Here is a 25515-nt window from a genome sequence, read left to right on the forward strand (position 1 = left end):
AACAATCCACTAAGTTGGTCAATTTTCCATCATTCACGGCCATACACATCCTCGAAACGCACAATATCGTCTTCCCCCAGATAACTGCCCGACTGTACTTCGATGATCTGTAAGGGCAGTGTGCCGGGATTTTCCAGGCGGTGTTTTACCCCCAAAGGAATATAGGTGGACTCGTTTTCGGACAACAAAAAGCTTTCGTCGCCCCGCGTTACTTTGGCGGTTCCTTTCACGACGATCCAATGTTCCGCCCGGTGGTGATGCATTTGCAGTGACAACGACGCTCCCGGCTTGACTTCTATTTTCTTCACTTGGAAACGTTCGCCTTCCACCACCCCTTGATAGAACCCCCAGGGCCGATAAACCTGACGGTGTGTAATACGTTCAGATCGATCTTGTTGTTGCAGTGTTTCCACTACTTGCTTCACGTCTTGAGTACAACCCTTGTGAGCCACCAGCACCGCATCTTCGGTCTCCACAATAATGAGATCCGTCAAACCTACGCCGGCCACTAAACGGCTTTGCGAATGAATATAACTGCCTTGCACCTCATGGCATATAACGTCGCCTTTGAGAACATTGCTATTACTGTCCTGTTGCTGCACCTGCCACATGGCAGACCATACCCCGACATCAGACCAATCCGCATCCAGGGGAATAACCACACCTCTGTTTCGGAGTTCAGAAGTGCTGCTCTGTGTTGTCTGCGTTAAAGGTTCCATAACCGCATAATCAATGGAGTCGGAGGGGCAAGCTTGAAACTCTGCCGTAGCAACACGGAAAAAGTCCAAATCCTTAACCCCATTTTTGTAAGCCACTTCACAAGCTTGAAGCATGTCCGGTCGGAACTGCGCCATTTGTTCCAACCACAAACGCGACTTCATCATAAACATACCGCTGTTCCACAAGTACTCACCACTATCCACGTAGGAACGTGCCGTTTTTTCATCGGGTTTTTCGACAAATTGCTCGATGAAATAGGCATTGGCATCACACTGATGGACCGGTTGTCCTTGATGAATGTAACCGTATCCGGTTTGAACGCTGTCCGGAACAATACCAAATGTCACCAAAGCCTCGTCTGCAGCTAATTCAAATCCCGCAACGACCGCTTTTTGAAAGGCTTTTTGGTTTTTGATGACATGGTCGGCGGGCATCACTAACAAAATACTTGCTTCTCCATTTCCCGGCTTCGCCAAATCGTGTAGCGCAGCCAGAGTTAGGGCCGGAGCCGTATTTCGGCCACAGGGCTCGAGCAATATTGCACTTGGATTAAGCTGCAATTGTCGCAATTGCTCTGCCACCAAAAATCGGTGCCTTTCATTACACACCACCAAAGGCGCTGTCACTTCGGTGCCACCCAATGTCATTCCCCTCACACGGTTGACGGTATCTTGTAGCAAGGAAAATTCGCCCACCAAGGGTAGCAGCTGTTTTGGATATTGTTCTCTAGACAAAGGCCAGAGCCGGGTGCCTGATCCTCCCGATAAAATGACAGGTAATAGATTCACAACCCTTCTCCATGCGCCGTCTGTATTTCTTGATGAATAGCCTGTAGTGCCTGCAATGGATCGGCAGCTTGTGTAATCGGTCGACCAATCACCAGATAATCCGACCCTGCTTGAATGGCATCTGCCGGTGTCATGATACGTTTTTGATCGTCATGAGCAGCACCGGCCGGTCGGACTCCCGGCGTCACCAGGGTGAACCGAGCTCCCCGCTGTTCCCGTAAGCTCTGAACTTCCCAGGGGGAACATACCACCCCATCCAAACCGGACTCCTGGGCCAACTGAGCCAAGACGCTTACTCTTTCCTGAGGACTGCCGGAAAATCCAATTTCCTGTAGATCTTGCTCATCCATGCTGGTTAAGACCGTAACGGCAATGAGTAGTGGCTTTTGCGAGCTGCCGGCGATTGCCTCTGCTGCACCTTGCATCATTTTCCGACCGCCCACAGCATGCACATTGACCATCCACACACCTAATTGCGCCGCTGCCTGACACGCCTTGGCGACAGTATTGGGGATATCGTGAAACTTTAAATCCAAGAACACAGCAAAACCCTGTTTCTGAATCTGCTCCACAAATTGGGGACCCGCCGTCGTAAAAAGCTCTTTCCCCACTTTCAAGCGGCATAAACTCGGGTCTAAGCTGGACACGGTTTTCAAAGCCGTCGCGGCATCCGCATAATCCAAAGCCACAATAATTCTGGGATTCATAATCTGTTGGTTCATGTAATAACCTGTATACTGATTTCGTTACTTTGTTCTTAGAGTATTATTTCCGACTAAACTAAATTCTAGACACTTAACTCAAGCGCCAGCGTGAAACCCTATTCACCTTCCACTCCCACAATGGGCTTAATGCTGCCCCAGGTTTTACAGGTGGGGCACTTCCAATGCAAAGTTTTGGCTTTAAAGCCACAATTTTGACATTTATATACCGAATTGTCTTGTAACAGTTTGGAAGTCAGATCTTGAAGAATAAGAAGGTTCTCGCGTACAGCCCCTTCACTTCCCACCAGATTCAGTTCAATCAACCGATGCAGTCCTTTAATCGACGGCCTTTTGCGTAAGGCCTCAATAATTTTATATGCAGCTTCTTCTTCGCCATATCGCAACCGCGTCAGCTCTGCCAGAAAGAGCACTACAGAAACTCCCTCATATTTCCCCTGAATTCGGTGCAAATAACGCTCGTATTCAGCCAGAGTACCCAAAGCCTGGTGACATTCGTACATCGCACCCAGAACTTCCGACAAATAAACGGGATCCTGCTGTTCAATCTGCCGGAATACCTTAATTGCCCCTTTGTAATTATGATTTTCTTTTTCAATATGCCCTAATAAAATGTTAGCCCTGACGCAGCCTTTATCATTTGCCAGGGCCCGTTTCAGGGTCTTAACGGCTTGCCGGGTTTCACCCGCGGCCTGCGCGTGAGCCGCGAGTTCGCAACAAAAATGGGCGGCAACAGCCCCTGTGTGCACGCCGGTATTGGCTTCGATTTTTTTTGCGGTAACAATGGCTTTTTCCCAATCCTGCTCTTGTTGATAGATATCCAACAAATGGTTCAATGCTTCTATTTTGTGGCTCTTACCTTCAATCAGTTCCAGAAATAGATTCTCAGCCCGATCAAGAAATCCCGCCCGCATGTAGTCGTTGCCCAATTCGAATAGTGCCTGGGCTCTTTGCTCTTTGCTTAGTGTGGGCCGGGCAATGAGATTTTGGTGAATGCGAATGGCGCGATCCCCTTCCCCTCGACGGCGGAATAAATTGCCCAGAGCCAGATGGGTCTCCACCGTTTCGCTGTCAACCTCCAGCATTTTGATAAAGACATCCACCGCCTTATCCGGCTGCTCGTTCAGTAGAAAATTCAAGCCTGTAAAATATTCAGCGGAAAATACGTTGGATTTTTGGGCCGGGATAGGATTTTGCTTGCGACGACCGATTCGCCAACCCGAATAAGCCGCCACGGGTAACAGCAGGTATAACAGCAGTAACTCTATGCTCAATGCGGGTCCTTAAGAGGCAATGAGCGTAAATTTTCCACTTCTTTCTCTGTGACCCTGACGGTTTTTTTCAATTTAACCAAATCGTGCTTCAACCGCAACACCAAACCCATCGTGGCCAAAACCCCCAGCACGGCACCTATTGCCACGCTGAATACAATCACCACCAACAGGTCGGTTTCTTTTTCTCCAAAATAATACTTCAGCATAACCGGTTGCGAGTTGGTTAAAGTAAAAGAAATGGTACTTATGGCTATCACTAACAGTACAAATAACAGAATTATCCGCTTCATTTTATCTGGTCACTATTTTCCGATAACTTACCCGAGATTGACATTATAATGTAACTTGCCGGGAAACTATATTTCCCCAGGAACAATAACTGCAGACACCATAAAAAAAAACGGTACAAGGATTCCCTTGTACCGTCTCAAAAACCCGATTAAGGGAATTCTTAAATAGTCGGTTGTGCCACCGGCGTTTCGCTCGTAGACTTTTGCTCCACATTGTTGACCCGCTCACGCAATTCCTTACCGGGTTTGAAATGGGGAACATATTTGCCAGACAGGGCTACCGCTTCACCGGTCTTTGGATTCCGCCCAATGCGAGGTGGGCGAAAATGCAATGAAAAACTGCCAAAACCGCGAATTTCAATCCGGTTTCCCGTTGCCAGTTTTTGCGCCATTTGCTCAATCAGCGTTTTAACAGACAACTCCACATCCTTATACGGCAAATGCGGTTGCTTTTTCGAGATTCGTTCTATGAGTTCAGATTTTGTCATCTCATCAGCCCTCAGATGAGCTGATTTGGCACCCACAGGGTGCCAAATCAACGAAGCTTAATAATTAAACAGCTATAACCTTATCCATAATTACTAACTGTAGAACACTTCCGAGATTTTGCTACGAACTTTCTTTATTTTCCATTTGTTCCTTAAGGAGATCACCCAATGTGGTGGTACCACCCTGGTCCGAATTACGGGTGTAATCCTCAATGGCTTCCGCTTCCTCGGCACTGTCCTTAGCTTTAATGGACAAATTAATAGTGCGGTTTTTACGGTCAACACCAACAAATTTAGCTTCGACCTCTTCGCCTTCTTTGAGCACGGTACGCGCATCTTCAATGCGATCCCGGCTGATTTCGGAAGCCCGGAGATAACCTTCCACGCCTTCCATCAAGCGAACCACAGCACCTTTTGCATCTACTTCAATTATATCGCCTTTTACGATACTTCCTTTAGTATGTTCGGCCAAATAATTGGTAAATGGGTCCTGTTCCAGCTGTTTGACGCCCAGCGAAATGCGTTCCCGCTCCGGATCGATAGCTAAAATGACCGTTTCGATCTCCTGGCCTTTCTTATAATTACGTACGGCATCTTCGCCGGTTTCGTTCCAGGAAATATCCGACAAATGCACCAGGCCATCAATTCCGCCGTCCAGACCGATAAAAATACCAAAATCCGTAATGGATTTAATGGTACCCACAATGCGATCGCCTTTGTTGTTGCCGGCCGCAAATCCTTCCCAAGGATTCATCTTGCACTGCTTCATGCCCAGGGAAATGCGACGACGTTCGGCGTCGATATCCAGAACCACCACTTCCACTTCTTCGCCCACTTGTACCACTTTACCGGGACTGACGTTTTTGTTGGTCCAATCCATTTCAGACACGTGCACCAGACCTTCAACGCCTTCCTCGATTTCCACAAAGCAGCCGTAGTCAGTCAAATTGGTCACTTTGCCAAACAAGCGGGTGCCCACGGGGTAACGTCGGGTAATGTCTTCCCAAGGATCTTCGCCGGTTTGCTTCAGCCCCAAAGAAACGCGAGTTTTATCGCGATCAAACTTCAGCACCTTGACGTCAATCTCATCGGCGACATTAACGATTTCGCTAGGATGTTTAATACGCTTCCAAGACATATCGGTAATGTGTAACAGGCCATCGATGCCGCCCAAGTCGATAAATGCACCGTAATCGGTCAGGTTCTTAACAATACCCTTGACCACTTGGCCTTCCTGCAAGCTTTCGATCAGCGCTTCACGCTCTTCGCTGCTCTCTGCTTCTACGACTGCACGGCGTGAAACCACCACGTTGTTGCGTTTTTGGTCCAGCTTAATAACTTTGAATTCCAGCTCTTTGCCTTCCAAATAAGACAAATCGCGAACCGGTCGCACATCCACCAAAGAACCGGGTAAAAAGGCACGAACCTCGCCCAGTTCCACTGTGAATCCACCTTTGACTTTTCCATTAATGATACCTTTGACGTTTTCGCCGGCATCGTAAGCTTTTTCCAGCAAGCGCCAGGAGCGCGCTCGTACTGCTTTTTCTCGGGATAAGCGGGTTTCACCAAACCCGTCTTCAACGTATTCCAGGGCGACTTCCACTTCGTCACCCACTTTTACCGTCATCTCTCCCGCTTCAAGGAATTCAGATGCCGAAATCACCCCTTCAGACTTCAAACCGGCATTAACAACCACCACATCCGGATTCACTTCCACAACCGTACCGGTGAGGATGGTTCCGGGTGTCATCTGGGTATTGGCAAGACTTTCTTCAAATAATTGGGCAAAGCTTTCGCTCATTTTGATCAAACTTCCTGGGCGTTTCTCTTTGACTACCGTACGAAGATTCGACGGTTAGGAAACGACTCGCCTGCACAGGTGATCTGTACCAGGCTGGAAAATAAAAAAACCTGTATTAGCCGTTTTACGGTTTGGATAACACAAGCACCTGTAAAAGGGGGAACAAACCCCTATCCTACTTTTCGACAAATCACTCAACTTAACACGACTACCACTAGCTACACGCGGTTTATCCACTCCGGAAAATCAGGAATGAATCCGTTGTTGGTAGAGTTCGATGATTTGCTTTGCCGCCTCTTCAGCAGTAATATGGGTCGTATCCAACATTACCGCATCTGCAGCCGCCTTTAAGGGCGCACTGCTCCGACTGCTATCACGCTTATCGCGTTCGGCGATCTCGCCGAAAAGATCGCCAAGACTAACATCTATGCCTTGCTCCTTCAACTGCTTGTGGCGTCTTTTTGCTCTTTCCTCGGCGCTGGCGGTCAAAAAAATCTTCAAAATTGCGTCGGGGAACACGACGGTACCCATATCCCGCCCATCCGCCAGTAGTCCGGGCGGCAAGCGAAAGGCCCTTTGCCGCTGCAACAGGGCTTGCCGCACTTCGGGAATCGCCGCCACTTTAGAAGCCATATTGCCACAGCTTTCCGTTCGAATTTGAGCTGTTACATCCTCACCGCTTAACATGATGCGGGTTTCCCCGGATACAACCAGGAACTGTACATCCAAATCCGATGCCAATTGCACCAATTCCTGCTGATTTTCCACGTCCACGCCGGTTTTTATTGCTCCCAAGGCCACCAGGCGATACAAGGCGCCACTGTCCAACATGGTCCACCCCAAGGCATTGGCCACCAATGCGCTCAAAGTACCCTTGCCGGACGCGGAGGGCCCGTCGATGGTGATTACCGGTGTGACGGTCGTCATGAAACTGCCAGCTTTAAACCGGTTTGGGTGGCCAAGTGTGCGAAATCCGGAAATGATGTGTTCACATTGGCACAATCACGGATCACAATCTCACCCTCCGCACGTAAAGCAGCCATCGCAAACGACATGGCAATACGATGATCACCGTGACTATTAACTTCACCGGAACCGATAGGTCCGCCATTAATGATCATGCCGTCTTCGGTCGGACGTGCGTCCACCCCTAAAGCCACCAAACCATCTGCCATTGCTTGGATGCGATCACTTTCTTTGACTCGCAGCTCCTTGGCTCCGGTCAACACAGTCTCACCTTCGGCGCAGGCTGCAGCAACAAACAATGCAGGGAATTCGTCGATGGCCAGAGGCACCTGATCCTCAGGAATAGCGATGCCGTGCAAATCGGCTGAGGTTATACGAATATCCGCCACCGGTTCACCATTCACTTCACGAGGCGACTGTATTTCAATATTAGCTCCCATAGCTCTCAATATATTGATCACGCCGATTCGGGTGGGATTCATGCCCACATGGCGCAGCAACAAATCCGATCCCGGCGCTATACTGGCTCCCACCATAAAAAAGGCAGCGGAAGAAATATCCGCGGGAATATCCAATTGCGCTGCCGTTAACTCGCCGCCGCCCTGCAGACACACTGTGGAACCGTTGCGCCTGACGGTATAACCAAAACCGCGCAACATACGTTCGGTATGATCGCGGGTCACAGCCGGTTCGGTAACACAAGTCTCACCCTGGGCGTACAAACCTGCCAATAGTAAACAGGATTTCACCTGAGCACTGGCTACCGGAGATAGATACTCAATGCCTTTGAGTTTATGGCCACCACGAATTTTCAAAGGTGCGGTACCTTTTTCGGTGGTTTCAATCTGAGCCCCCATTTGCGCAAGGGGTTCGGTAACACGCCGCATAGGGCGTCCTGAAAGGGAAACATCACCGGTCAACTCGGTATCGAAAGGCTGGCCCGACAATAAGCCGCTGAGTAAACGCATGGAGGTTCCGGAATTCCCCAAATCCAGTGCTTGCGACGGAGCCTGTAAGCCGTGCAAACCCACACCATGAATACGCAACTCACCTTGATTGAGTCTTTCGATTTTAACCCCCATGGCACGAAACGCTTCCAAGGTGGCAATACTGTCCTCACCCTCAAGAAACCCGCTAACCTGGGTAACACCATTTGCCAAGGAACCCAACATAATGGAACGATGAGAAATGGATTTATCGCCCGGTACCCGCACGTCGCCGCACAAGGCTCCGCCGGCTTCAACGCGGAATTGAATCTGATCAGAATGACTCATAATGATACTCTTTAATTAATTGATGCTTTGGATGCTCTAATTGAACAACATAAAGTTGAACCAGAATCTCTATTGACCGCAGAACTGGTCACGCGCTTTCTTGGCGCGGCGAAAAACCTCAAGTATGTAATCGCTGTTTTTATCCTCAATTGCCTGGCGCAATAAGCCCAGATCGGCAGTAAAACGATCCAGCATTGCCAAAATAGCGTCGCCGTTGGTCACACAGATGTCGTGCCACATCTGGGCATCGCTGGAAGCGATACGGGTAAAATCTCGAAACCCACCCGCGGCAAATTGAAAAATCTCCGCTTTATCGTCCATAGTTGCCAGTGTGTCTACCAGGGCAAATGCCAGCATATGAGGTAAATGGCTGGTAGCTGCCAGCACTTCATCATGGTGTTCCACACTGGTAATACTGACCTTTGCACCCGTGCATTGCCACAATTGCGACACCGTTTCCACTGCTTTCGGGTCCGCATTTTGTGCCGGGGTTAAAATCACCCGGCGATTTTCAAACAGCTCGGCAAAAGCTGCCTCCACGCCGGATTTTTCTGTTCCCGCAATGGGATGTCCGGGAACCAAACATGGCGGCACCTCGCCAAACACTGCGTGAGCTGCCTGGACCACCACTCCTTTGGAACTCCCCACATCAGTAATGATGCACCCAGGTCTGATGAACGGTTGAATCTGTCGTAACACCTGCTCCGTCGCACCGACCGGCATGGCCAGCACCACCACGTCCGCATCCTTTATGGCCTTTTGCAGATCCAGTTCGGCTGCATCAATAACCCCCAGGTGCAGAGCTTTTTCCAAACTCCCGGCATCCCGTCCTGTACCTACAATGCGGGTAGGACAACCTTGTTTCTTTAAGCCTAAAGCAAAGGAGCCTCCAATCAAACCGACTCCGATAATGGTAATTTGCTTTGGCATATCCATCACGCTAGGACTCCAAACATTGCTGCAATGCGGTAAGGCAGGCCGCGTTTTCCTGCTCCAGTCCTACACTCACCCGTAGATATTCCGGCATGCGGTAGTTCATTACCGGGCGCACTATCACTCCCAGATGCAACAAACGTTCGTAAACCGCCATGGAATCCCCTACGCGTACGCATATAAAATTGCCCACTGAAGCAATGGCATCCAAGCCCAAGCCAGAAAAACCCTTACTCAACTGCGTCAACCCGTTGCTGTTGCACTGAATTGCCTGATCCAGATAGGTTTTATCTTCCAAAGCCGCCACCGCCATACACTGAGCCATGTGGTTCACATTGAAAGGTTGGCGTATCCTGTTCAGTACATCTGCCACGGCAGGATGCGACACGCAATATCCCACCCGCAAACCGGCCAAACCGTAGGCCTTGGAAAAAGTACGACACAGAATCAAATTGGCATAACGATCTAATAAAGGTAATGCATTAGGATAATCATCCGCCCCGGTACGCGGATCGCTGGCGTATTCATAATAGGCTTCGTCCAGCACCACCAGCACAGACGCTGGGATTTTGTCCATAAAAGTAGTTAGTTCCACCTCGCCAAACCACGTACCGGTAGGGTTATTGGGATTGGCCAGAAATATGACTTTGGTCTTTTCCGAAACGGCTGCCGCCATAGCGTCCAGATCATGCCCCCAGTTCTTTGCTGCCACCTCTACTGCTTTTGCGCCAATGGCCTGAGTCACTAAAGGGTATACGGCAAAAGCGTATTGAGAAAAAATGATTTCTTCAGACGGAGCAGCAAAGGCACGAGCGATTAACTCTAAAACATCATTGGAGCCATTACCTAAGGTAACTTGATTGCTCTGCACGTTTAGAACCCGACTCAAAGCCTGCTTTAACTCGAAACCGTTACCATCAGGATAACGATGCAATCCAGGCAAGGCATCTTTCGCAGCCTCCAAAGCTTTTGGGCCGGGCCCCAAAGGATTTTCATTGGATGCCAGCTTGGTTACCTGTTTCAAACCATATTCCCGCTGCAGCTCCCCGATGGGCTTCCCGGGTTGATACGGTGAGAGTTTCTGAATGCCGGGCAAAGCCAATTCAACAAAGGCGTTATCGCAACTCATAGGGGTTTCCTGATGTATGTTTCCAAAGTTATGCTGTGAATCTACAAATCAAAACACGGCTTTTGGGTAGGAGCCAAGCACTTTGAGCATAGCGGACACTTTTTCCAATTCGACTAAAGCACCGGCCACGGGTGTATCCGCAGCATGTCCTTCAATATCAATGAAAAAGACATATTCCCAAATTCCGGAACGAGACGGTCGTGACTCGATTTTTGTCATGGAAATATTATTGTCTGCCAAAGGTTGTAACAAAGAAGCCAAAGCACCCGGTCGGTTTTGGGCCGATACCAGTAAGGTGGTTTTGTCTTTGCCGCTGGCAGGCGTTGATTTTTTACCAATCACAAGAAACCGTGTGGTGTTATTGGTATCGTCTTCTATTTTTTGCTTAACCAGGTGCAGTTGGTAAATTTCAGCCGCTGCGGCACTGGCAATAGCGGCTGTATTGGCTTCACTAACAGCCATTTTCGCTGCTTCAGCATTACTGCTCACCGCCACACGTTCAACACCCGGCATATGAGTATCCAACCATCGTCGACATTGAGCCAGAGATTGCTGGTGAGAAAATATTTTTTTCACGCTACGCAGATCCACATCCGGGTCACGGCACAACAAATTGTGATGTACGCGCAATTCAACCTCACCGCTGATTTTCAGAGACGATTGCAGGAACATATCCAAGGTGTGACTGACCACACCCTCAGTTGAGTTCTCTACCGGTACCACGCCAAAATCAACCGAATCCGATTCCACTTGCCGAAATATCTCTGCAATGGAACTCAAGGGCACCGTTTTCGCTGAATGACCAAAATGCTTTAATGCAGCGGCTTGAGTGAAAGTCCCTTCCGGACCAAAATACGCCACGGTAATCGGTCGTTCCACGGCCAGACAGGTAGACATGATTTCGCGAAAAATCCGCGCCATTTCCTTATCCGGAACCGGACCGGTGTTACGCTCAATGACATTGCGCAACACCTGTGCCTCACGCTCAGCACGGTAGAACTCGTTTTGCTCCCCAGCTTCCATTTTGGCGATGGCAACGTCTTTGGCCAAAGAACCGCGCTCATTGATCAGGGTCTGGATTTGTTCATCCAGCGCATTAATACGCTTGCGTAAGCTCTGTAATTTTTTACTATCTGACATAAGTTGTATAGGCTACTAAAACTCAGCTCACATTGTGCGAACAGCCAACACGCCATCAATGGCGCGGATTTCACTCAATACCGATTCGTCGATGGCTTGATCCACATCTGCAACGGTATACGCCAGATCGCCTCTGGATTTATTTAACATATCAATAATGTTCAATCCCGCCTTGGCCATCGCGGTGGAAATCTGACCTACCATATTGGGCACATTGGAATTCACAATACCAATCCGATAACCTTCGCCCCGGCTCATTTGCACTTCGGGAAAATTTACAGAATTTCGCACAGTACCGTTTTCCAGATATTCTCGCACCTGATCGGCGACCATAATGGCACAGTTCTCTTCCGCCTCGCGGGTAGACGCCCCTAAGTGCGGCAAAGCTATCACTCCCGGATGTTGCTTCAGTAAGTTGCTGGGAAAGTCACATACGTAGGCATGCAATTTTCCGGTCTTCAGCGCTGCCGCAACCGCTTCATCGTCCACGATGCCGCCGCGGGCAAAATTGAGGATCACCGCAGTTTTCTTCATGAGCTTAACCCGATCCGCATTGATCATATGACGAGTCGTATCCACCAATGGAACATGAAAACTCACGTAGTCTACAGCCGTCAATAACTCATCAATGCTGTTGGCTTTCTTAACTGTCGCTGACAACTTCCAGGCACCTTCCACGGTAATATTGGGATCATAACCGATGACGTTCATACCCATAGAAACCGCTGTATTGGCCAGAAGGCGACCGATTGCCCCCAAGCCCACCACACCAAGTGTGCGTCCGGGAAGCTCAAACCCGGCAAAATCTTTCTTACCGGCTTCAACCATTTTGTTGATTTCTTCATCGCTGCCTTGCAGATTGCGGGCAAAATCCCAAGCCTGACAAATATTACGGGAAGCCAGCAACATACCAGCCAACACCAGTTCTTTAACGGCATTGGCGTTAGCGCCGGGCGCATTAAATACGGGTATTCCCAAAGCGCTCATTTTGTCCACGGGAATATTGTTAACCCCGGCACCGGCGCGTCCCACCGCCTTCAAGGTAGCCGGAATTTCCATATCGTGCATTTTGAATGAACGCAACAAAACCGCATCGGGATGTTGAATCTCGGAAGCGATTTCGTAGTTTTCCCGCGGCAAACGTTCCAAACCGGCGACGGAGATATTATTTAAGGTCAAAATTTTGTACATGATACTCCCCTGTCCTACCTTTGCGACTTAGCCATTGCGTTTTTCAAAATCCGCCATGAACTCAATTAAGGCCTCTACACCGGCTTCCGGCATAGCGTTGTAAATACTGGCACGCATACCCCCGACAGAGCGATGACCTTTCAATGTAACCAGCCCAGCTTCTTTTGCTTCGGCCAAAAATACGGAGTCCAGTTCCGCATTGCTCAATGTAAACGGAACATTCATCCAGGAACGTGACCCCACTTCCACCGGGTTGTGATAAAACCCGGACGCATCAATAGCGGCATACAATTTGGCGGATTTTCGTTGATTGACTTCAGCCATAGCAGTCAAACCACCGTTACTCTTAAGCCAATCAAACACCAAGCCTGCCAAATACCAGGTATAGGTGGGCGGCGTGTTGTACATAGATTCGTTATCTACATGAATCTTGTAATCGAACATGGCAGGCGTAGTCGCTGTGGTTTTTCCCATCAGGTCTTCCCGAACAATCACCACCGCCATGCCGGCGGGACCGATGTTTTTCTGCGCGCCGGCGTAAATGACGCCAAATTTGCTCACATCCATGGGACGCGACAATATGGTGGAAGACATATCCGCCACCAAAGGCACAGACCCTGTATCGGGTACATACGGAAACTCAACACCACCAATGGTCTCGTTAGGCGTGTAGTGCACGTAGGCCGCATCCGGATTCAAGTTCAATTCCTGCTGTGAGGGGGTTGAAGTAAATTTATCCGCTTCCGTCGTCGCTGCGACATTGACCTCACAATAGCGCTTGGCCTCAGCAATGGCTTTTTTGGACCAGGCACCCGTATTGATATAATCAGCGCTGTTTTTATCACCCAGTAGGTTCAAAGGCACCATGGCAAACTGGCTGGATGCACCCCCTTGCAAAAACAACACTTTGTAGTTACTGGGTATAGCCATCAGTTCCCGCAAATCGGCTTCGGCTTTGGCGGCAATGGACATAAACTCTTTACCGCGATGACTCATTTCCATAACACTCATACCGGATCCGTTCCAATCCAGCATTTCCGCTTGAGCTCGCTCCAACACCTGTTCCGGAACCACCGCCGGTCCGGCACTAAAATTAAACACTCTAGCCATTACTTAACTGCTCCTGAAAATTCATTATTCATCTGAGGAATCTGATGCATCGTCCTCACCACTGGGTTCCCCTGCAGCATCGCCTGCGACAGTATTATCTGCCACAGTCGCATCTGCCACAGTATCGCCTGACTCAGCATCCCCTTCCTCATCCCGTTCGTCAACGATGCGTTCCAGCCCAACCAATTTCTCACCTTCGCCGAGACCGATCAACCGTACTCCCTGTGTATTGCGTCCCTGGACCGAAATTTCCGCCACCCGGGTTCGAATCAATGTGCCGCCGCTGGAAATCAACATGGTTTCATCGTCATCATTAACCAAGACAGCGCCCACCACCTGGCCGTTGCGCTCGTTCACTTGAATAGACACCACGCCCTGCCCACCACGACCTTGCACCGGATAATTATCCACTGCAGTACGTTTTCCATAGCCATTTTCCGTCCCCGTCAGCACGGTACCCACGTCACCGATAATCAGGGAAATGACTTTTTGCTCGTCGCCGATCTTAATACCACGCACACCACCGGCGGTTCGACCCATTTGACGTACATTGGACTCTTGAAAGCGAATACACTTACCGGCACTGGTAAACAACATGACGTCTTTGCTGCCATCGGTAATATCCACGCCGATCAACTGGTCACCCTCGCGCAAATCAATGGCACGAATTCCGTTGGCCCGGGGTCTGGAAAAATCCACCAAAGGCGTTTTCTTCACCGTGCCAGATGCTGTGGCAAAAAAGATAAACTTATCCGCTTCATATTCACGAATGGGTAAGACGGCATTGACACGCTCATCCGGCTCCAGGGGCAACAGATTCACAATGGGCTTGCCACGGGCAATACGGCTGGCCACGGGAAGTTCATACACTTTTTTCCAATACACTTTACCCTGGCTGGTAAAACACAAAATAGTGTCATGAGTATTGGCAATAAACAGCTTGTCGACAAAATCCGCGTCTTTCATGGAGGTGGCGGATTTACCCCGACCGCCCCGGCGCTGTGCCCGGTAATCCGATAAAGGCTGTGCTTTGGCGTAGCCTTCATGGGATAAAGTCACCACCACGTCTTCTTCGCTAATCAAATCTTCAACATTCAGATCGATTTGACTGTCGATAATTTCGGTACGACGTTTGTCGCCGTACTGTTCTTTGATTTGTTCCAGTTCCTCGCGAATAACTGCCATCAAACGACTCTGATCGGAAAGAATCTCCTGCAAATCTTGAATTTTTTCCAGCAGTTCCTTGTATTCATCGATGATTTTGTCTTGTTCTAAACCGGTAAGACGGTGTAAGCGCAAATCCAAAATAGCCTGAGCCTGAACTTCAGTGAGTCGATAACCCGCATCACTAAGACCGTATTCATCACCCACGCCGTCAGGTCTGGAGGCCGCGGCGCCTGCCCGTTGCAGCATGTCGATAACAACACCTGGAGACCACACTTGCTCCAATAAACCCTTTTTAGCTTCGGCCGGGCTGGCCGCCGCTTTGATCAGGGCAATAATGGGGTCAATATTCGCCAGCGCAACGGCCAGACCTTCCAAGGTATGGGCCCGTTCACGAGCTTTGCGCAAGTCAAAAACAGTACGTCGGGTAACCACTTCGCGACGATGGTCAATAAACGCACTGAGGATTTGCATCAGATTGAGTAAACGAGGCTGACCGTTGACCAGCGCCACCATGTTAATCCCAAAAACCGACTGCATTTGGGTTTGCTGATACAAATTATTCAGCAACACCTCGCCCACTTCACCACGGCGCATTTCAATTACGATGCGCATTCCATCTTTGTCCGATTCATCCCGCAGCTCGGTAATGCCCTCAATTTTCTTGTCTTTCACCAATTCGGCGATTTTTTCCACGAGGCGGGCCTTATTAACCTGGTAAGGCAATTCGGTTACGATAATACGTTGTTTGCCGGAATCGGTGCTCTCAATTTCAGTACGGGCACGCACGTAGATACGGCCACGGCCGGTACGATAGGCTTCACGAATGCCTCGGCCGCCGTTGATGATCCCTGCCGTGGGAAAATCCGGTCCGGGAATGTGTTGCATAATATCCGGTAACTCTATGGCGGGATTATCCACCATGGCGATACAGGCATTGATCACCTCAGTGATATTGTGAGGTGGGATGTTGGTAGCCATACCCACCGCAATACCGGACGAGCCGTTGATCAGTAAGGACGGAAATTTTGCCGGAAATACCGTGGGTTCTTTTTCATTCTCGTCGTAGTTGGGAACGAAATCGACGGTTTCTTTTTCCAGGTCCGCCAACAGTTCGTGGGCAATGCGGGACATGCGCACTTCGGTGTAACGCATGGCAGCGGCCGCATCTCCGTCTACGGAACCAAAATTACCCTGTCCATCCACCAGCATGTAGCGCAGAGAAAAGGGTTGGGCCATGCGTACAATAGTGTCATATACAGCGGAGTCGCCGTGAGGATGATATTTACCGATGACATCCCCCACGACACGTGCGGACTTTTTGTAGGGTTTGTTCCAGTCATTACCCAAGGTATTCATGGCGAACAACACGCGGCGATGCACCGGCTTGAGTCCGTCACGCACATCGGGCAGGGCACGGCCCACGATTACGCTCATGGCATAATCCAGGTACGACTGTTTCATCTCCTCTTCGATATCGACAGAGATAACTTCTTTGGCAAATTCCGTCATAGGGGGCAGTTTTCCGGATTTAAGTGGTTATTGTAGTTCGACCTTTTAACCTAGCTCAGACTGTTTATAGTATCATATTCGTGCCCCCCACTGCATCAGGAAAAAAACGGTTCAGAGAGAATTTAAGGGCCTCTGAGCTTGGACCAAGGAAAATTTTCAATCGTTTTGCATCATGGCCATCATGTTTTCCCGGTTTGGCCCATACACCACTCCTTTTTCCGTCACAATGCAATCCACCAGCGCTGCTGGAGTGACGTCAAAGGCTGGATTGCGGGCAGTCGCACCGGTAGCCGCCACGTCTTGGCCTGCCAGGCACAGCACTTCCTGGGGCGAGCGTTGCTCAATGGGTATCAAACCACCGTGCTCCAAAGACATATCCACCGTCGAAGTGGGTGCAACCACCATAAATTTCACCTTATGGTAGCGCGCTAAAACCGCCAGAGAATAAGTGCCGATTTTATTGGCGACATCGCCATTTGCGGCAATCCGGTCTGAGCCAACGATCACCCATTGAATCACGCCCTGTTGCATCAAATGCGCGGCCGCACCTTCAATCTGCAATTCCACCGGAATACCGTCTTTAAGCAGCTCCCAGGCAGTCAGCCGTGCGCCTTGCAACCAAGGCCGGGTTTCGTCGGCATAGACTTTATTGATTTTCCCCTGCTTGAACGCGGAGCGAATCACCCCTAAGGCGGTTCCGTACCCCCCCGTTGCCAAAGCACCGGCGTTGCAGTGCGTCAGTACGTTGCAGGACGATTTCATTTGCGCCGCACCGAGTTCCCCCATAGCCAGATTGGCGGCCAGATCTTCCGCATGAATCCGTTCGGCCTGCTGCTCCAATTGCCGCAATAACTGTTGCGGCTCGGCACCCCCATACTGCTCAATAACCCGGCTCTGGCGTTGCAGCGCCCATTGCAAATTTACCGCTGTAGGTCGGGATTGCAGCAGAAAATCCAAATCCTGTTGCAAACCGGCCCGCCAATGGGCTTGTTCCAGGCGTTGTTTGGCTGCCAGAACTACCGCATAGGCGGCACAGATACCAATCGCGGGAGCGCCGCGCACCACCATATCACGGATTGCATCCGCAACCATCGCACTATCGTTATAATCCAGATAGGTTTCCTGGTGGGGTAACAGACGCTGATCCAATAAACGCAGCCTACTCTCACTGCCTCCCGTCCATTGTATTGCTTGAAAACTTTGCGCCATACTCATGACTCCGCCGGGTGTTGAAAGGTAAAAACGATACATTGTATCAAACCGGGGCCGTTAAAAAAGGCCGATACTTGCCAGACTTGCCCATAGCACGGTAACCTACCCCGCTATGGACAGTATCGATACACTCATACACGCAAAATGGATAATTCCAGTAGAGCCTGCGGCTACGGTTTATACCGATCATTCACTGGCCCTACACGAGGGACGTATTCTCAGCATTCTGCCCCAGGAGCAGGCGCGCAGACAGTATCAGGCCGACACCGTTCATGAACTAAGACACCACGCGCTGATCCCGGGCCTGATTAACTGCCATACCCATGCCGCCATGTCTCTGTTTCGCGGCTTGGCAGACGATTTACCCTTAATGGATTGGCTACAAAACCATATTTGGCCTGCCGAAGGCCGTTGGGTCAACAACGAGTTCGTCCATGACGGCACCCAATTGGCGCTGGCGGAAATGATTCGCGGCGGCATTACTTGTTTTAACGATATGTATTTTTTCCCCGATGAAACCGCCAGGATAGCCGATCTGACCGGTATGCGCGCTACGGTTGGTTTAATCCTCATCGATTTCCCCACGGTCTGGGCGGCCGATGCCGATGAATACCTGCACAAAGGCCTGGAGGTTCATGACCGCTTTCGCCATAACCCCCTCATAAGCACCGCCTTCGCACCCCATGCACCCTATACGGTATCTGATCCGGCACTGGAAAAAGTGGTTACTCTGGCGGAAGAACTGGACCTACCCATTCACATGCATGTGCATGAAACTGCTTTTGAAGTACAACAGGCGCAGCAGGACTCGGGCAAACGTCCCATTCAACGCTTACAGGAGCTGGGCTTGGTTTCTCCGCGGCTGCTGGCGGTACATATGACCCAATTGAACGATGCGGAAATGAGCTTATTTGCACAGGCGGGGGCTCACGTGGTGCACTGCCCGGAATCCAACCTGAAACTGGCCAGCGGCTTTTGTCCGGTACACGCATTAAGCCTATACGGGGTAAACATCGCCATTGGCACCGATGGTGCCGCCAGCAATAACGACCTGGATATGTTGGGAGAAATGCGCAGCGCTGCCCTGCTGGCCAAAGCTGTCAGCCAAGACGCCAGCGCTATACCTGCAGAAAATGCGCTGCGCATGGCCACCATAAACGGCGCCAAAGCGCTGGGGCTGGATCACAAGATCGGCTCCCTGGTGCCCGGCAAAGCCGCGGACATCACCGCCATTAACATGGACGATCTGGGCACCCAACCGGTCTACAATCCCGTATCTCAAATTGTCTATGCGTGCACCCGACAACAGGTCACTGATGTGTGGGTAGCCGGCAAACAGCTGTTGCGCCGGCAGGCACTCACCACTATTGACGAGCAAGCTATTAAACACAAAGCACAGCTGTGGCGGGAAAAAATCTACCAGGCCGATCAACACCCGGAAAATGAGTCTTAAGCTGTATGAATACGAATGTAACTGAAAGTATGAATGAGCCTAAAAGCGTATGAATATAAATGTAGACCCCGCTGAAATTGCCAAATTTGAAGCCCTGGCCTCACGCTGGTGGGACCCGGGCAGCGAGTTCAAACCCCTGCACGACATCAACCCGCTGCGGCTTGGGTATATTCAGTCCTTCAGCCCGCTACGTGGAAAAAAAGTATTGGATGTGGGTTGTGGCGGAGGCATTCTCGCAGAAAGTATGGCTTTGAGCGGCGCCCAAGTCACGGGTATTGATATGGGTGAGGCTCCATTGAACGTGGCTCGGTTGCACGGAATGGAATCCGGTGTGCAAGTGGACTACCGGCAGATCAGCGCCGAACAACTGGCAGCGCAAAGCCCGGCAAGTTTTGATGTCGTAACTTGCATGGAAATGCTGGAACACGTACCCGACCCGGCATCCACATTGCAGGCCTGCCGTCAACTGGTGAAATCGGACGGCATGCTGTTTTTCTCCACTATAAATCGCAACCCAAAAGCGTATTTGTTTGCCATTGTCGGAGCCGAGTACATTCTCAATTTGTTACCCAAAGGCACCCATAATTACAAACAGTTCATTCGTCCCAGTGAACTGAACCAATGGGCCTTACAAGCCGGTATTCGCATCTCGGATTTCACCGGCATGAGTTACAACCCGATGACACGGCAATATTCATTAGGCCAGGATGTCAGCGTAAATTACCTGGCCTGTGGCCGCTGCGACTGATTGGGTTCAGGCTGCAACACCTTTGTGACGCAAATTCACGGTGACTCTAATTCACGCTTCCAAAAGCAGTCTGTTGTTTGACCTGGATGGCACTCTGGCCGATACTGCGCCGGATTTAAGCTTTGCTTTGAACCGGGTTCGTGAAGAGCAAAACCTACCCCCACTGCCGCTGGAAACAGTTCGCAATCAAGTATCCAACGGTGCCGGTGCATTAATTACCCTGGGCTTTGGATTTGCCGAGGATCACCCGAACCACGAACCCCTGCGGCAACGCTTGCTGAACATCTACGCCGACAACATTGCCGTGCATACCCGCTTATTTGAAGGCATGGAAGAGCTGCTACAGTATACTGAGGCCCGCCAAATTCCCTGGGGGGTGGTCACCAATAAACCCAGCCGATTCACCCTGCCCTTAATGGAACAATTGCGACTCACATCCAGAGCGGCGTGTATTGTCAGTGGTGACACATTGGAACGTAAAAAACCCCACCCTGCCCCCTTATTTCATGCCTGCCAAACCATTGGCTGCGAAGCCCAACACAGCGTTTATGTGGGTGATGCCGCCCGTGATATAGAAGCAGGCAACGCCGCCGGCATGCACACCATCGCCGCCCTGTTCGGTTATATCGATGATCTCAGCCAAACCCAAAGCTGGGGCGCAGACACCAGTGTGTCTCATCCGGAACAAATCCGCTACACTTTGGAACACTGGATTAAATAACAAGTAAAGCAGCGGAAATAGCGATGACAGGAATACATCTGGAACCCATACACTGGTTATTGGTAGGCATTAGCGCCGCGGTGGCAGCCACACTTTGTGGCTTAATAGTCTATTTTCGTTTAAACAAACCCCTACAACAAGCACGGGAACAGATCAAAACCCTTGAGGTCACCCTGGAGCTGGAACGCAGCAACGCCAACGAAAAACTACAAACCCTGGAAAATGCCAAACAACAATTACAAGACAGCTTCAGCGCCTTATCCAGTCAGGCACTGCAAAAAAACAATGAAGCCTTCCTGAAACTGGCCCAGGAAAATCTGAAACAGTTTCAAATCCAAGCGAAAAACGAGTTAGGACAAAAAGAAAAGTCCATCGAAAACCTGATCAAGCCCATTAAAGAAGCCCTGGATAAAACCGAAAAACAAATCCGTGAAATTGAAAACGAACGCAAAGAGGCCTACGGTGCCTTGACCCAGCACCTGACCAGCATGGCCCAAACTCAATCGGCACTGCAATCGGAAACCCGCAACCTGGTCAAAGCTCTGAGCCGCCCCGAAGTTCGGGGACAATGGGGTGAACTGACGCTAAAGCGTCTGGCGGAACTGGCAGGCATGGTGGAACATTGTGATTTTTTCCAACAGGAACATCAAAACACGGAACACGGCGCCCTGCGTCCCGATATGATTGTGCGCATGCCGGGACAACGTGAAATTGTGGTGGACGTAAAAACACCCTTGGATGCCTATCTCAGCGCCGTGGAAGCGGACAATGATACTGACCGCAGCAAAGCGTTGGAACGACATTGTCGCAATGTACGCAAACGTATCCAGGAACTATCTGCAAAATCCTACTGGAATCAGTTTAAAAATTCCCCGGAATTTGTCGTACTGTTCATTCCGGGAGATCAGTTTCTCAGCGCAGCCCTGGATTTAGACCACCAGTTACTGGAAGATGCCATGCAACAAAAAGTGATTCTGGCAACGCCCACCAGCCTAATGGCATTATTACGGGCTATCGCATACGGCTGGCGCCAGGAATCATTGGCGGAAAACGCCGAGCATATTCGCGAAATTGGTGCCGACCTATATCAACGCCTGGCAACCTTCGCAGAGCATTTGGGTCGCTTGGGTAAAAGCCTGTCCGGCTCCGTACAACATTTTAATAGAGCCGTCGCCTCTTTCGACAGCCGCATCATACCGGGAGCACGTAAATTCACGGAAATGGGGATTAGCGAGAAGAAACCCCTGGAGCGGGTGGAACAAATCGAAGCCGCGCCCAAGGCTTTGGAAAGCAGCCCGGAAACCGTACAGCCCGAGGAAAAACAGCTGGAAGACGCTTAATAGGATTCATCCTGTACTGTTAAACGTAAACCTATTCTTTCAAACTCTCCCGTACTGCGCGTTTGGCATCCTTGAGCATTTTATTGGCCTGATCGGATGCTTGTTGCGCCAGAGAACGCTGTTTAAAGGGGTTGGCCCAAATAGGCTGACCTTTGCCAATATTCACTCCGGCCCACAAACCGAGACAACTGCCCACCACCACACCCACAGTAAATTTCCTGAATTTCGCCATTTTTTAAATTGCTCTGCCAATCCGATTGAACCAAATATACAAATTTTAGGGCATCGACACCAAGGCCACAACATCCAAGCATAGAGATCAGATTTAAAACTGGTATAATTCAGATATCCACTTTTGTGCAACCTGTAACCAAACACTTAAAACCACATGCCATAATCACCATGACACCGGAACAATATTGCCAACAAAAAACTGCCAAAAGCGGCTCCAGTTTCTATTACAGCTTTCTATTTCTGCCGCCTAAGCAACGTAAAGCCATCACAGCCTTGTACGCATTTTGCCGCGAAGTGGATGATATTGTGGATGAGTGCACCAACCCGGAAGTGGCACAAACCAAATTACAATGGTGGCGCGACACCATGGAAAAAACGTTCCAGGGCCAACCGGAGCATCCGGTGCAGCACGCCTTATGCGAAATCATTAAAGAATTCGACCTGCCTCTGAAATATTTCTTGGAAATCATCGAAGGTATGGCTATGGACCTTACCATCCATCGTTATCCCAGTTTTAACGAACTGAGTTTGTATTGTTACCGCGCCGCCGGTGTGGTGGGTTTGATGGCAGCGGAAATCTTCGGATACAAAGAACCGGATGCGCAGAAATACGCGCACAACCTTGGCTTGGCTTTTCAATTAACCAATATCCTGCGCGATGTACGTGAAGATGCAGAACGCGATCGTATTTACATTCCCCTGGATGAAATGGAACGTTTCGGTGTATCCGAACAGGATATATTGAACTATCGTAATACGGATGCCATGCGTGAACTCATGAAATTTCAGGGCCGGCGGGCGGCAGAGTATTATCAAAAGGCCTACACCTATTTATCGGAAACCGACCGTTACAATCAACGCAGTGGTCTAATTATGGCTGCAATCTATGAAGAGTTGCTACATGCTATCGAAAAACACGATTACCAAGTGATGAATGGTCGGATCTCCATAAGTCCTTTCAAAAAGCTATGGCTGGCATGGAAAACCGCCAGAGCAGAAAAATTGCGTCATTCGAAATTGTCTTATCAGTAAACCTTTTTCTATTGTATCGCCAGTAATTAAAACACAAACCCTGGTTCTGAATTGGAAATGTTATGTCAAACTATCAAGCAGAGCAAAACTGCCTCAAGGATCGCATCATTGTCGTAACAGGAGCCGGCGACGGTATCGGTGCCGCCGTAGCAAAAGTGTACGCCCAATACGGAGCCACAGTGATTTTATTGGGACGGACGCAAAAGAAACTGGAAAAAATTTATGATGAAATCGTCGAGGCAGGCTCCCCGGAACCGGCGATTTACCCCATGGAACTGCAAACGGCCATGCCGGTGGAATACCAAACACTGGCACAAACCATAGAGTCTGAATTTGGACACCTGGACGGCCTGCTACACAACGCCGCCACCCTGGGCACCTTAACACCCATCGAACATTACGATGCACGCCTGTGGATGCATATTATGCAGGTGAATTTAAATGCCACGTTTTTTCTCACCAAGTATTGTTTGCCACTGCTGAATAAGAAACCAGACGGCTCCATTATTTTCACAACCGCCAATGTGGGCTATAAGGGACAGGCCTACTGGGGCGCCTATGCCGCATCCAAAGCCGCTGTCACCAACCTGGCCGAAGTCTTGGCGGAAGAGCTGGAAGTTAACACCAGTATACGCGTCAACTGTGTCGATCCCGGTCCGGTACGCACCCGCATGAACGCCCTGGCCTACCCCGGGCAGGATCCCAATGAAATTCCAGGGCCGGAAGATATTTGCAATATTTATCTTTATTTAATGAACGAAGCCAGCGCCGGAGTAACCGGAGAACGTTTTGCGGCGCAGGATTAGGTGCCAACACATAAAGACCACCCTGGCTTAAACCCACCTTTCGCACAGCGCGGGTTACTCAGGTTAGCCGCCCTGCAATTGTGCACGAACTCAGCGATTTCGGTTCGGCACAATACTGCTAGCGCATCAGATCGATAGCGACGCCTTTGGCCCGCAGGGCATCGGCGCGTTCGTCGATATAGCGTTGAAAGCTGGATATGGTTTTGTATTTGCCGGAGGAGACGTATTCCATCACCGATTGCAGGTGGAAGGATTTAAAATAGGCTTCGGTGCGAATGATTTCTTTGCCCTGGGAATCGAAAAACACCAAAGACGGAGCATATTTGACCTGCAGTTGTTTGGCCCATTGTTTGGCAGTGGTTTTCTTACCCTCGGGCGTAACCACCGGAGTATTAGACCACATATCCAGTTGACTTACGCTAAAGGGTTTCAATTGCTGCAGAGTTTCCTTGCGTTTAAATACATCGGTGTGCAACTCATCGCAGGCGGGGCAATCTTTTTGTTCAAACAAAACCAAGCGCGGCGTTTTTGAGGTTTTGGAAAAATCGTAGGGTGGTTTAACGATAAAAGTTTGCGCATGTAACTTACCGGCGCTGGGACTGGGACTCAGTTGATTCCAATATTGGCGAAACCCGGTTTTGAGATATTGCCCCTGACGCACATAATCCAACGCTGCAGAAAACTTTTGCGGATGGTAGTAACCGTTAATGCGTAACGCGGTTTTCTTGTCCTTGTCCACAAATATCAAGGTGGGCGTAAACATAACCCGCATTTTTTCCGCCAATTGCTTTTCCGTCATGGATTCGCCGTCCAGCCAGGTCAACTCCCGGTCACCCCACATATTCACCGCGACTACGTCAAAATGAGCACGGGTTTTGTCTTCGATGGCTTTTTGCGCGAAATTCACTTCTATGGTTTTGCGACAGTACGGACAGCCGTCCTGATAAAAAAATACCAGTAAATACTTACTGGCTTGGCTCGCCTCATCGCTGTCTTCATTAAAATCCAGAAACGACACCTTAAACCATGCAGGAAACTCCACAAACCCTGGATTGGTCAGATCCGGATTGAGCTCCCCTTCCTTTTTCGCCCAAACACTGTGAGTAAAACACAGTATGAGAATCCCCATTCCCAGATTACGTAAGGTAATTGACATGACCGACCTCCCGTCGTAGCCGCATTTAGCAACGCTCATAATAGTCTCAGACCCAACAAATTCCTACGGGGTTCCTAAAAACAGAAATATTTATTATACAATTTACACTTTCAATTGAACCAATAGTGACTAGACTTTTTTTGAGTATCTATTCTAAAGCCGTTGCGAACTCCCGTCCTGAGTATCGCGATTGCCTCTGATCTGTAATCGCCGAGACATTTTCGTGGCGACACAATTTTGGCATTAACTCCAGTAGTGTTTGTAAACCCTTGTTTTACATTATTATATGCGGTTGGCATATTTTTCGCTTC

Annotated in this window: 23 protein-coding genes; 6 read left to right on the forward strand and 17 right to left on the reverse strand. The window is 49.8% G+C overall.

Features of this window, described 5'->3' with window-relative positions:
* Positions 1-29: 29 nt before the first annotated feature.
* The 15 genes from OEY58_09985 to mtnA form a co-directional block, all read right to left on the reverse strand.
* Positions 30-1508, reverse strand: coding sequence for a mannose-1-phosphate guanylyltransferase/mannose-6-phosphate isomerase (locus OEY58_09985; GenBank protein ID MDH5325779.1), 1479 nt, complete (start codon positions 1506-1508; stop codon positions 30-32).
* Positions 1505-2230, reverse strand: coding sequence for an orotidine-5'-phosphate decarboxylase (pyrF, locus tag OEY58_09990; GenBank protein MDH5325780.1), 726 nt, complete (start codon positions 2228-2230; stop codon positions 1505-1507). The genes OEY58_09985 and pyrF overlap by 4 nt, the downstream gene beginning before the upstream one ends.
* Positions 2231-2328: 98 nt before the next feature.
* Positions 2329-3504 (reverse strand): lipopolysaccharide assembly protein LapB, encoded by a 1176-nt coding sequence (lapB, locus tag OEY58_09995; GenBank protein ID MDH5325781.1) that lies wholly within the window; start codon positions 3502-3504, stop codon positions 2329-2331.
* On the reverse strand, positions 3501-3794 hold the full coding sequence (locus OEY58_10000; GenBank protein ID MDH5325782.1) for a LapA family protein: 294 nt from the start codon (positions 3792-3794) through the stop codon (positions 3501-3503). The genes lapB and OEY58_10000 overlap by 4 nt, the downstream gene beginning before the upstream one ends.
* 161 nt (positions 3795-3955) lie before the next feature.
* Positions 3956-4282, reverse strand: a complete 327-nt coding sequence (ihfB, locus tag OEY58_10005) for an integration host factor subunit beta (protein MDH5325783.1) — start codon at positions 4280-4282, stop codon at positions 3956-3958.
* A 121-nt stretch (positions 4283-4403) separates the two neighbouring features.
* Complete coding sequence (gene rpsA / locus OEY58_10010; protein ID MDH5325784.1) at positions 4404-6083, reverse strand: 30S ribosomal protein S1; 1680 nt, start codon at positions 6081-6083, stop codon at positions 4404-4406.
* Positions 6084-6329: 246 nt separating this feature from the next.
* Positions 6330-7010 (reverse strand): (d)CMP kinase, encoded by a 681-nt coding sequence (gene cmk / locus OEY58_10015; protein ID MDH5325785.1) that lies wholly within the window; start codon positions 7008-7010, stop codon positions 6330-6332.
* On the reverse strand, positions 7007-8323 hold the full coding sequence (gene aroA / locus OEY58_10020; GenBank protein ID MDH5325786.1) for a 3-phosphoshikimate 1-carboxyvinyltransferase: 1317 nt from the start codon (positions 8321-8323) through the stop codon (positions 7007-7009). The genes cmk and aroA overlap by 4 nt, the downstream gene beginning before the upstream one ends.
* Positions 8324-8392: 69 nt before the next feature.
* On the reverse strand, positions 8393-9253 hold the full coding sequence (locus OEY58_10025; GenBank protein MDH5325787.1) for a prephenate dehydrogenase/arogenate dehydrogenase family protein: 861 nt from the start codon (positions 9251-9253) through the stop codon (positions 8393-8395).
* A 10-nt stretch (positions 9254-9263) separates the two neighbouring features.
* Positions 9264-10385 carry a histidinol-phosphate transaminase gene (hisC, locus tag OEY58_10030; protein ID MDH5325788.1) on the reverse strand — a complete coding sequence of 374 codons (1122 nt, stop codon included), beginning with the start codon at positions 10383-10385 and terminating at the stop codon, positions 9264-9266.
* A gap of 48 nt (positions 10386-10433) precedes the next feature.
* Entirely contained in the window at positions 10434-11525 is a 1092-nt protein-coding gene (gene pheA / locus OEY58_10035; GenBank protein ID MDH5325789.1) for a prephenate dehydratase, read from the reverse strand.
* A 27-nt stretch (positions 11526-11552) separates the two neighbouring features.
* Entirely contained in the window at positions 11553-12716 is a 1164-nt protein-coding gene (locus tag OEY58_10040; GenBank protein ID MDH5325790.1) for a phosphoglycerate dehydrogenase, read from the reverse strand.
* A 27-nt stretch (positions 12717-12743) separates the two neighbouring features.
* Positions 12744-13826, reverse strand: coding sequence for a 3-phosphoserine/phosphohydroxythreonine transaminase (serC, locus tag OEY58_10045; protein ID MDH5325791.1), 1083 nt, complete (start codon positions 13824-13826; stop codon positions 12744-12746).
* Positions 13827-13850: 24 nt separating this feature from the next.
* A complete protein-coding gene (gene gyrA, locus OEY58_10050; protein ID MDH5325792.1) occupies positions 13851-16502 on the reverse strand; it encodes a DNA gyrase subunit A in 2652 nt (883 codons plus the stop codon).
* A gap of 156 nt (positions 16503-16658) precedes the next feature.
* Entirely contained in the window at positions 16659-17711 is a 1053-nt protein-coding gene (mtnA, locus tag OEY58_10055) for an S-methyl-5-thioribose-1-phosphate isomerase (protein ID MDH5325793.1), read from the reverse strand.
* Positions 17712-17826: 115 nt separating this feature from the next.
* Here mtnA and OEY58_10060 point away from each other — a divergent pair, with 115 nt between their 5' ends.
* From OEY58_10060 to rmuC, 4 genes are read left to right on the forward strand one after another with little or no spacing between them, the layout of a single operon-like run.
* Positions 17827-19167 carry a TRZ/ATZ family hydrolase gene (locus OEY58_10060; protein ID MDH5325794.1) on the forward strand — a complete coding sequence of 447 codons (1341 nt, stop codon included), beginning with the start codon at positions 17827-17829 and terminating at the stop codon, positions 19165-19167.
* Between the two features lie 49 nt (positions 19168-19216).
* On the forward strand, positions 19217-19915 hold the full coding sequence (ubiG, locus tag OEY58_10065) for a bifunctional 2-polyprenyl-6-hydroxyphenol methylase/3-demethylubiquinol 3-O-methyltransferase UbiG (protein MDH5325795.1): 699 nt from the start codon (positions 19217-19219) through the stop codon (positions 19913-19915).
* Positions 19916-19955: 40 nt separating this feature from the next.
* Positions 19956-20636: an HAD-IA family hydrolase gene (locus OEY58_10070; GenBank protein MDH5325796.1), complete on the forward strand. Its 681-nt coding sequence runs from the start codon at positions 19956-19958 to the stop codon at positions 20634-20636.
* A gap of 23 nt (positions 20637-20659) precedes the next feature.
* Complete coding sequence (rmuC, locus tag OEY58_10075) at positions 20660-21976, forward strand: DNA recombination protein RmuC (GenBank protein MDH5325797.1); 1317 nt, start codon at positions 20660-20662, stop codon at positions 21974-21976.
* A gap of 31 nt (positions 21977-22007) precedes the next feature.
* Here the strand turns inward: rmuC and OEY58_10080 are convergent, their stop codons facing one another.
* Positions 22008-22208 (reverse strand): hypothetical protein, encoded by a 201-nt coding sequence (locus OEY58_10080; GenBank protein MDH5325798.1) that lies wholly within the window; start codon positions 22206-22208, stop codon positions 22008-22010.
* 170 nt (positions 22209-22378) lie between these two features.
* Here OEY58_10080 and hpnD point away from each other — a divergent pair, with 170 nt between their 5' ends.
* Positions 22379-23242: a presqualene diphosphate synthase HpnD gene (gene hpnD, locus OEY58_10085; protein MDH5325799.1), complete on the forward strand. Its 864-nt coding sequence runs from the start codon at positions 22379-22381 to the stop codon at positions 23240-23242.
* Between the two features lie 62 nt (positions 23243-23304).
* Positions 23305-24048: a YciK family oxidoreductase gene (locus tag OEY58_10090; GenBank protein ID MDH5325800.1), complete on the forward strand. Its 744-nt coding sequence runs from the start codon at positions 23305-23307 to the stop codon at positions 24046-24048.
* Between the two features lie 118 nt (positions 24049-24166).
* Here OEY58_10090 and OEY58_10095 read toward each other — a convergent pair whose 3' ends face one another.
* On the reverse strand, positions 24167-25204 hold the full coding sequence (locus OEY58_10095) for a thioredoxin fold domain-containing protein (protein ID MDH5325801.1): 1038 nt from the start codon (positions 25202-25204) through the stop codon (positions 24167-24169).
* Positions 25205-25515: the final 311 nt, after the last annotated feature.

The sequence above is a fragment of the Gammaproteobacteria bacterium genome (assembly GCA_029882975.1).
Lineage (GTDB): Bacteria > Pseudomonadota > Gammaproteobacteria > SZUA-152 > SZUA-152 > JAJDNG01.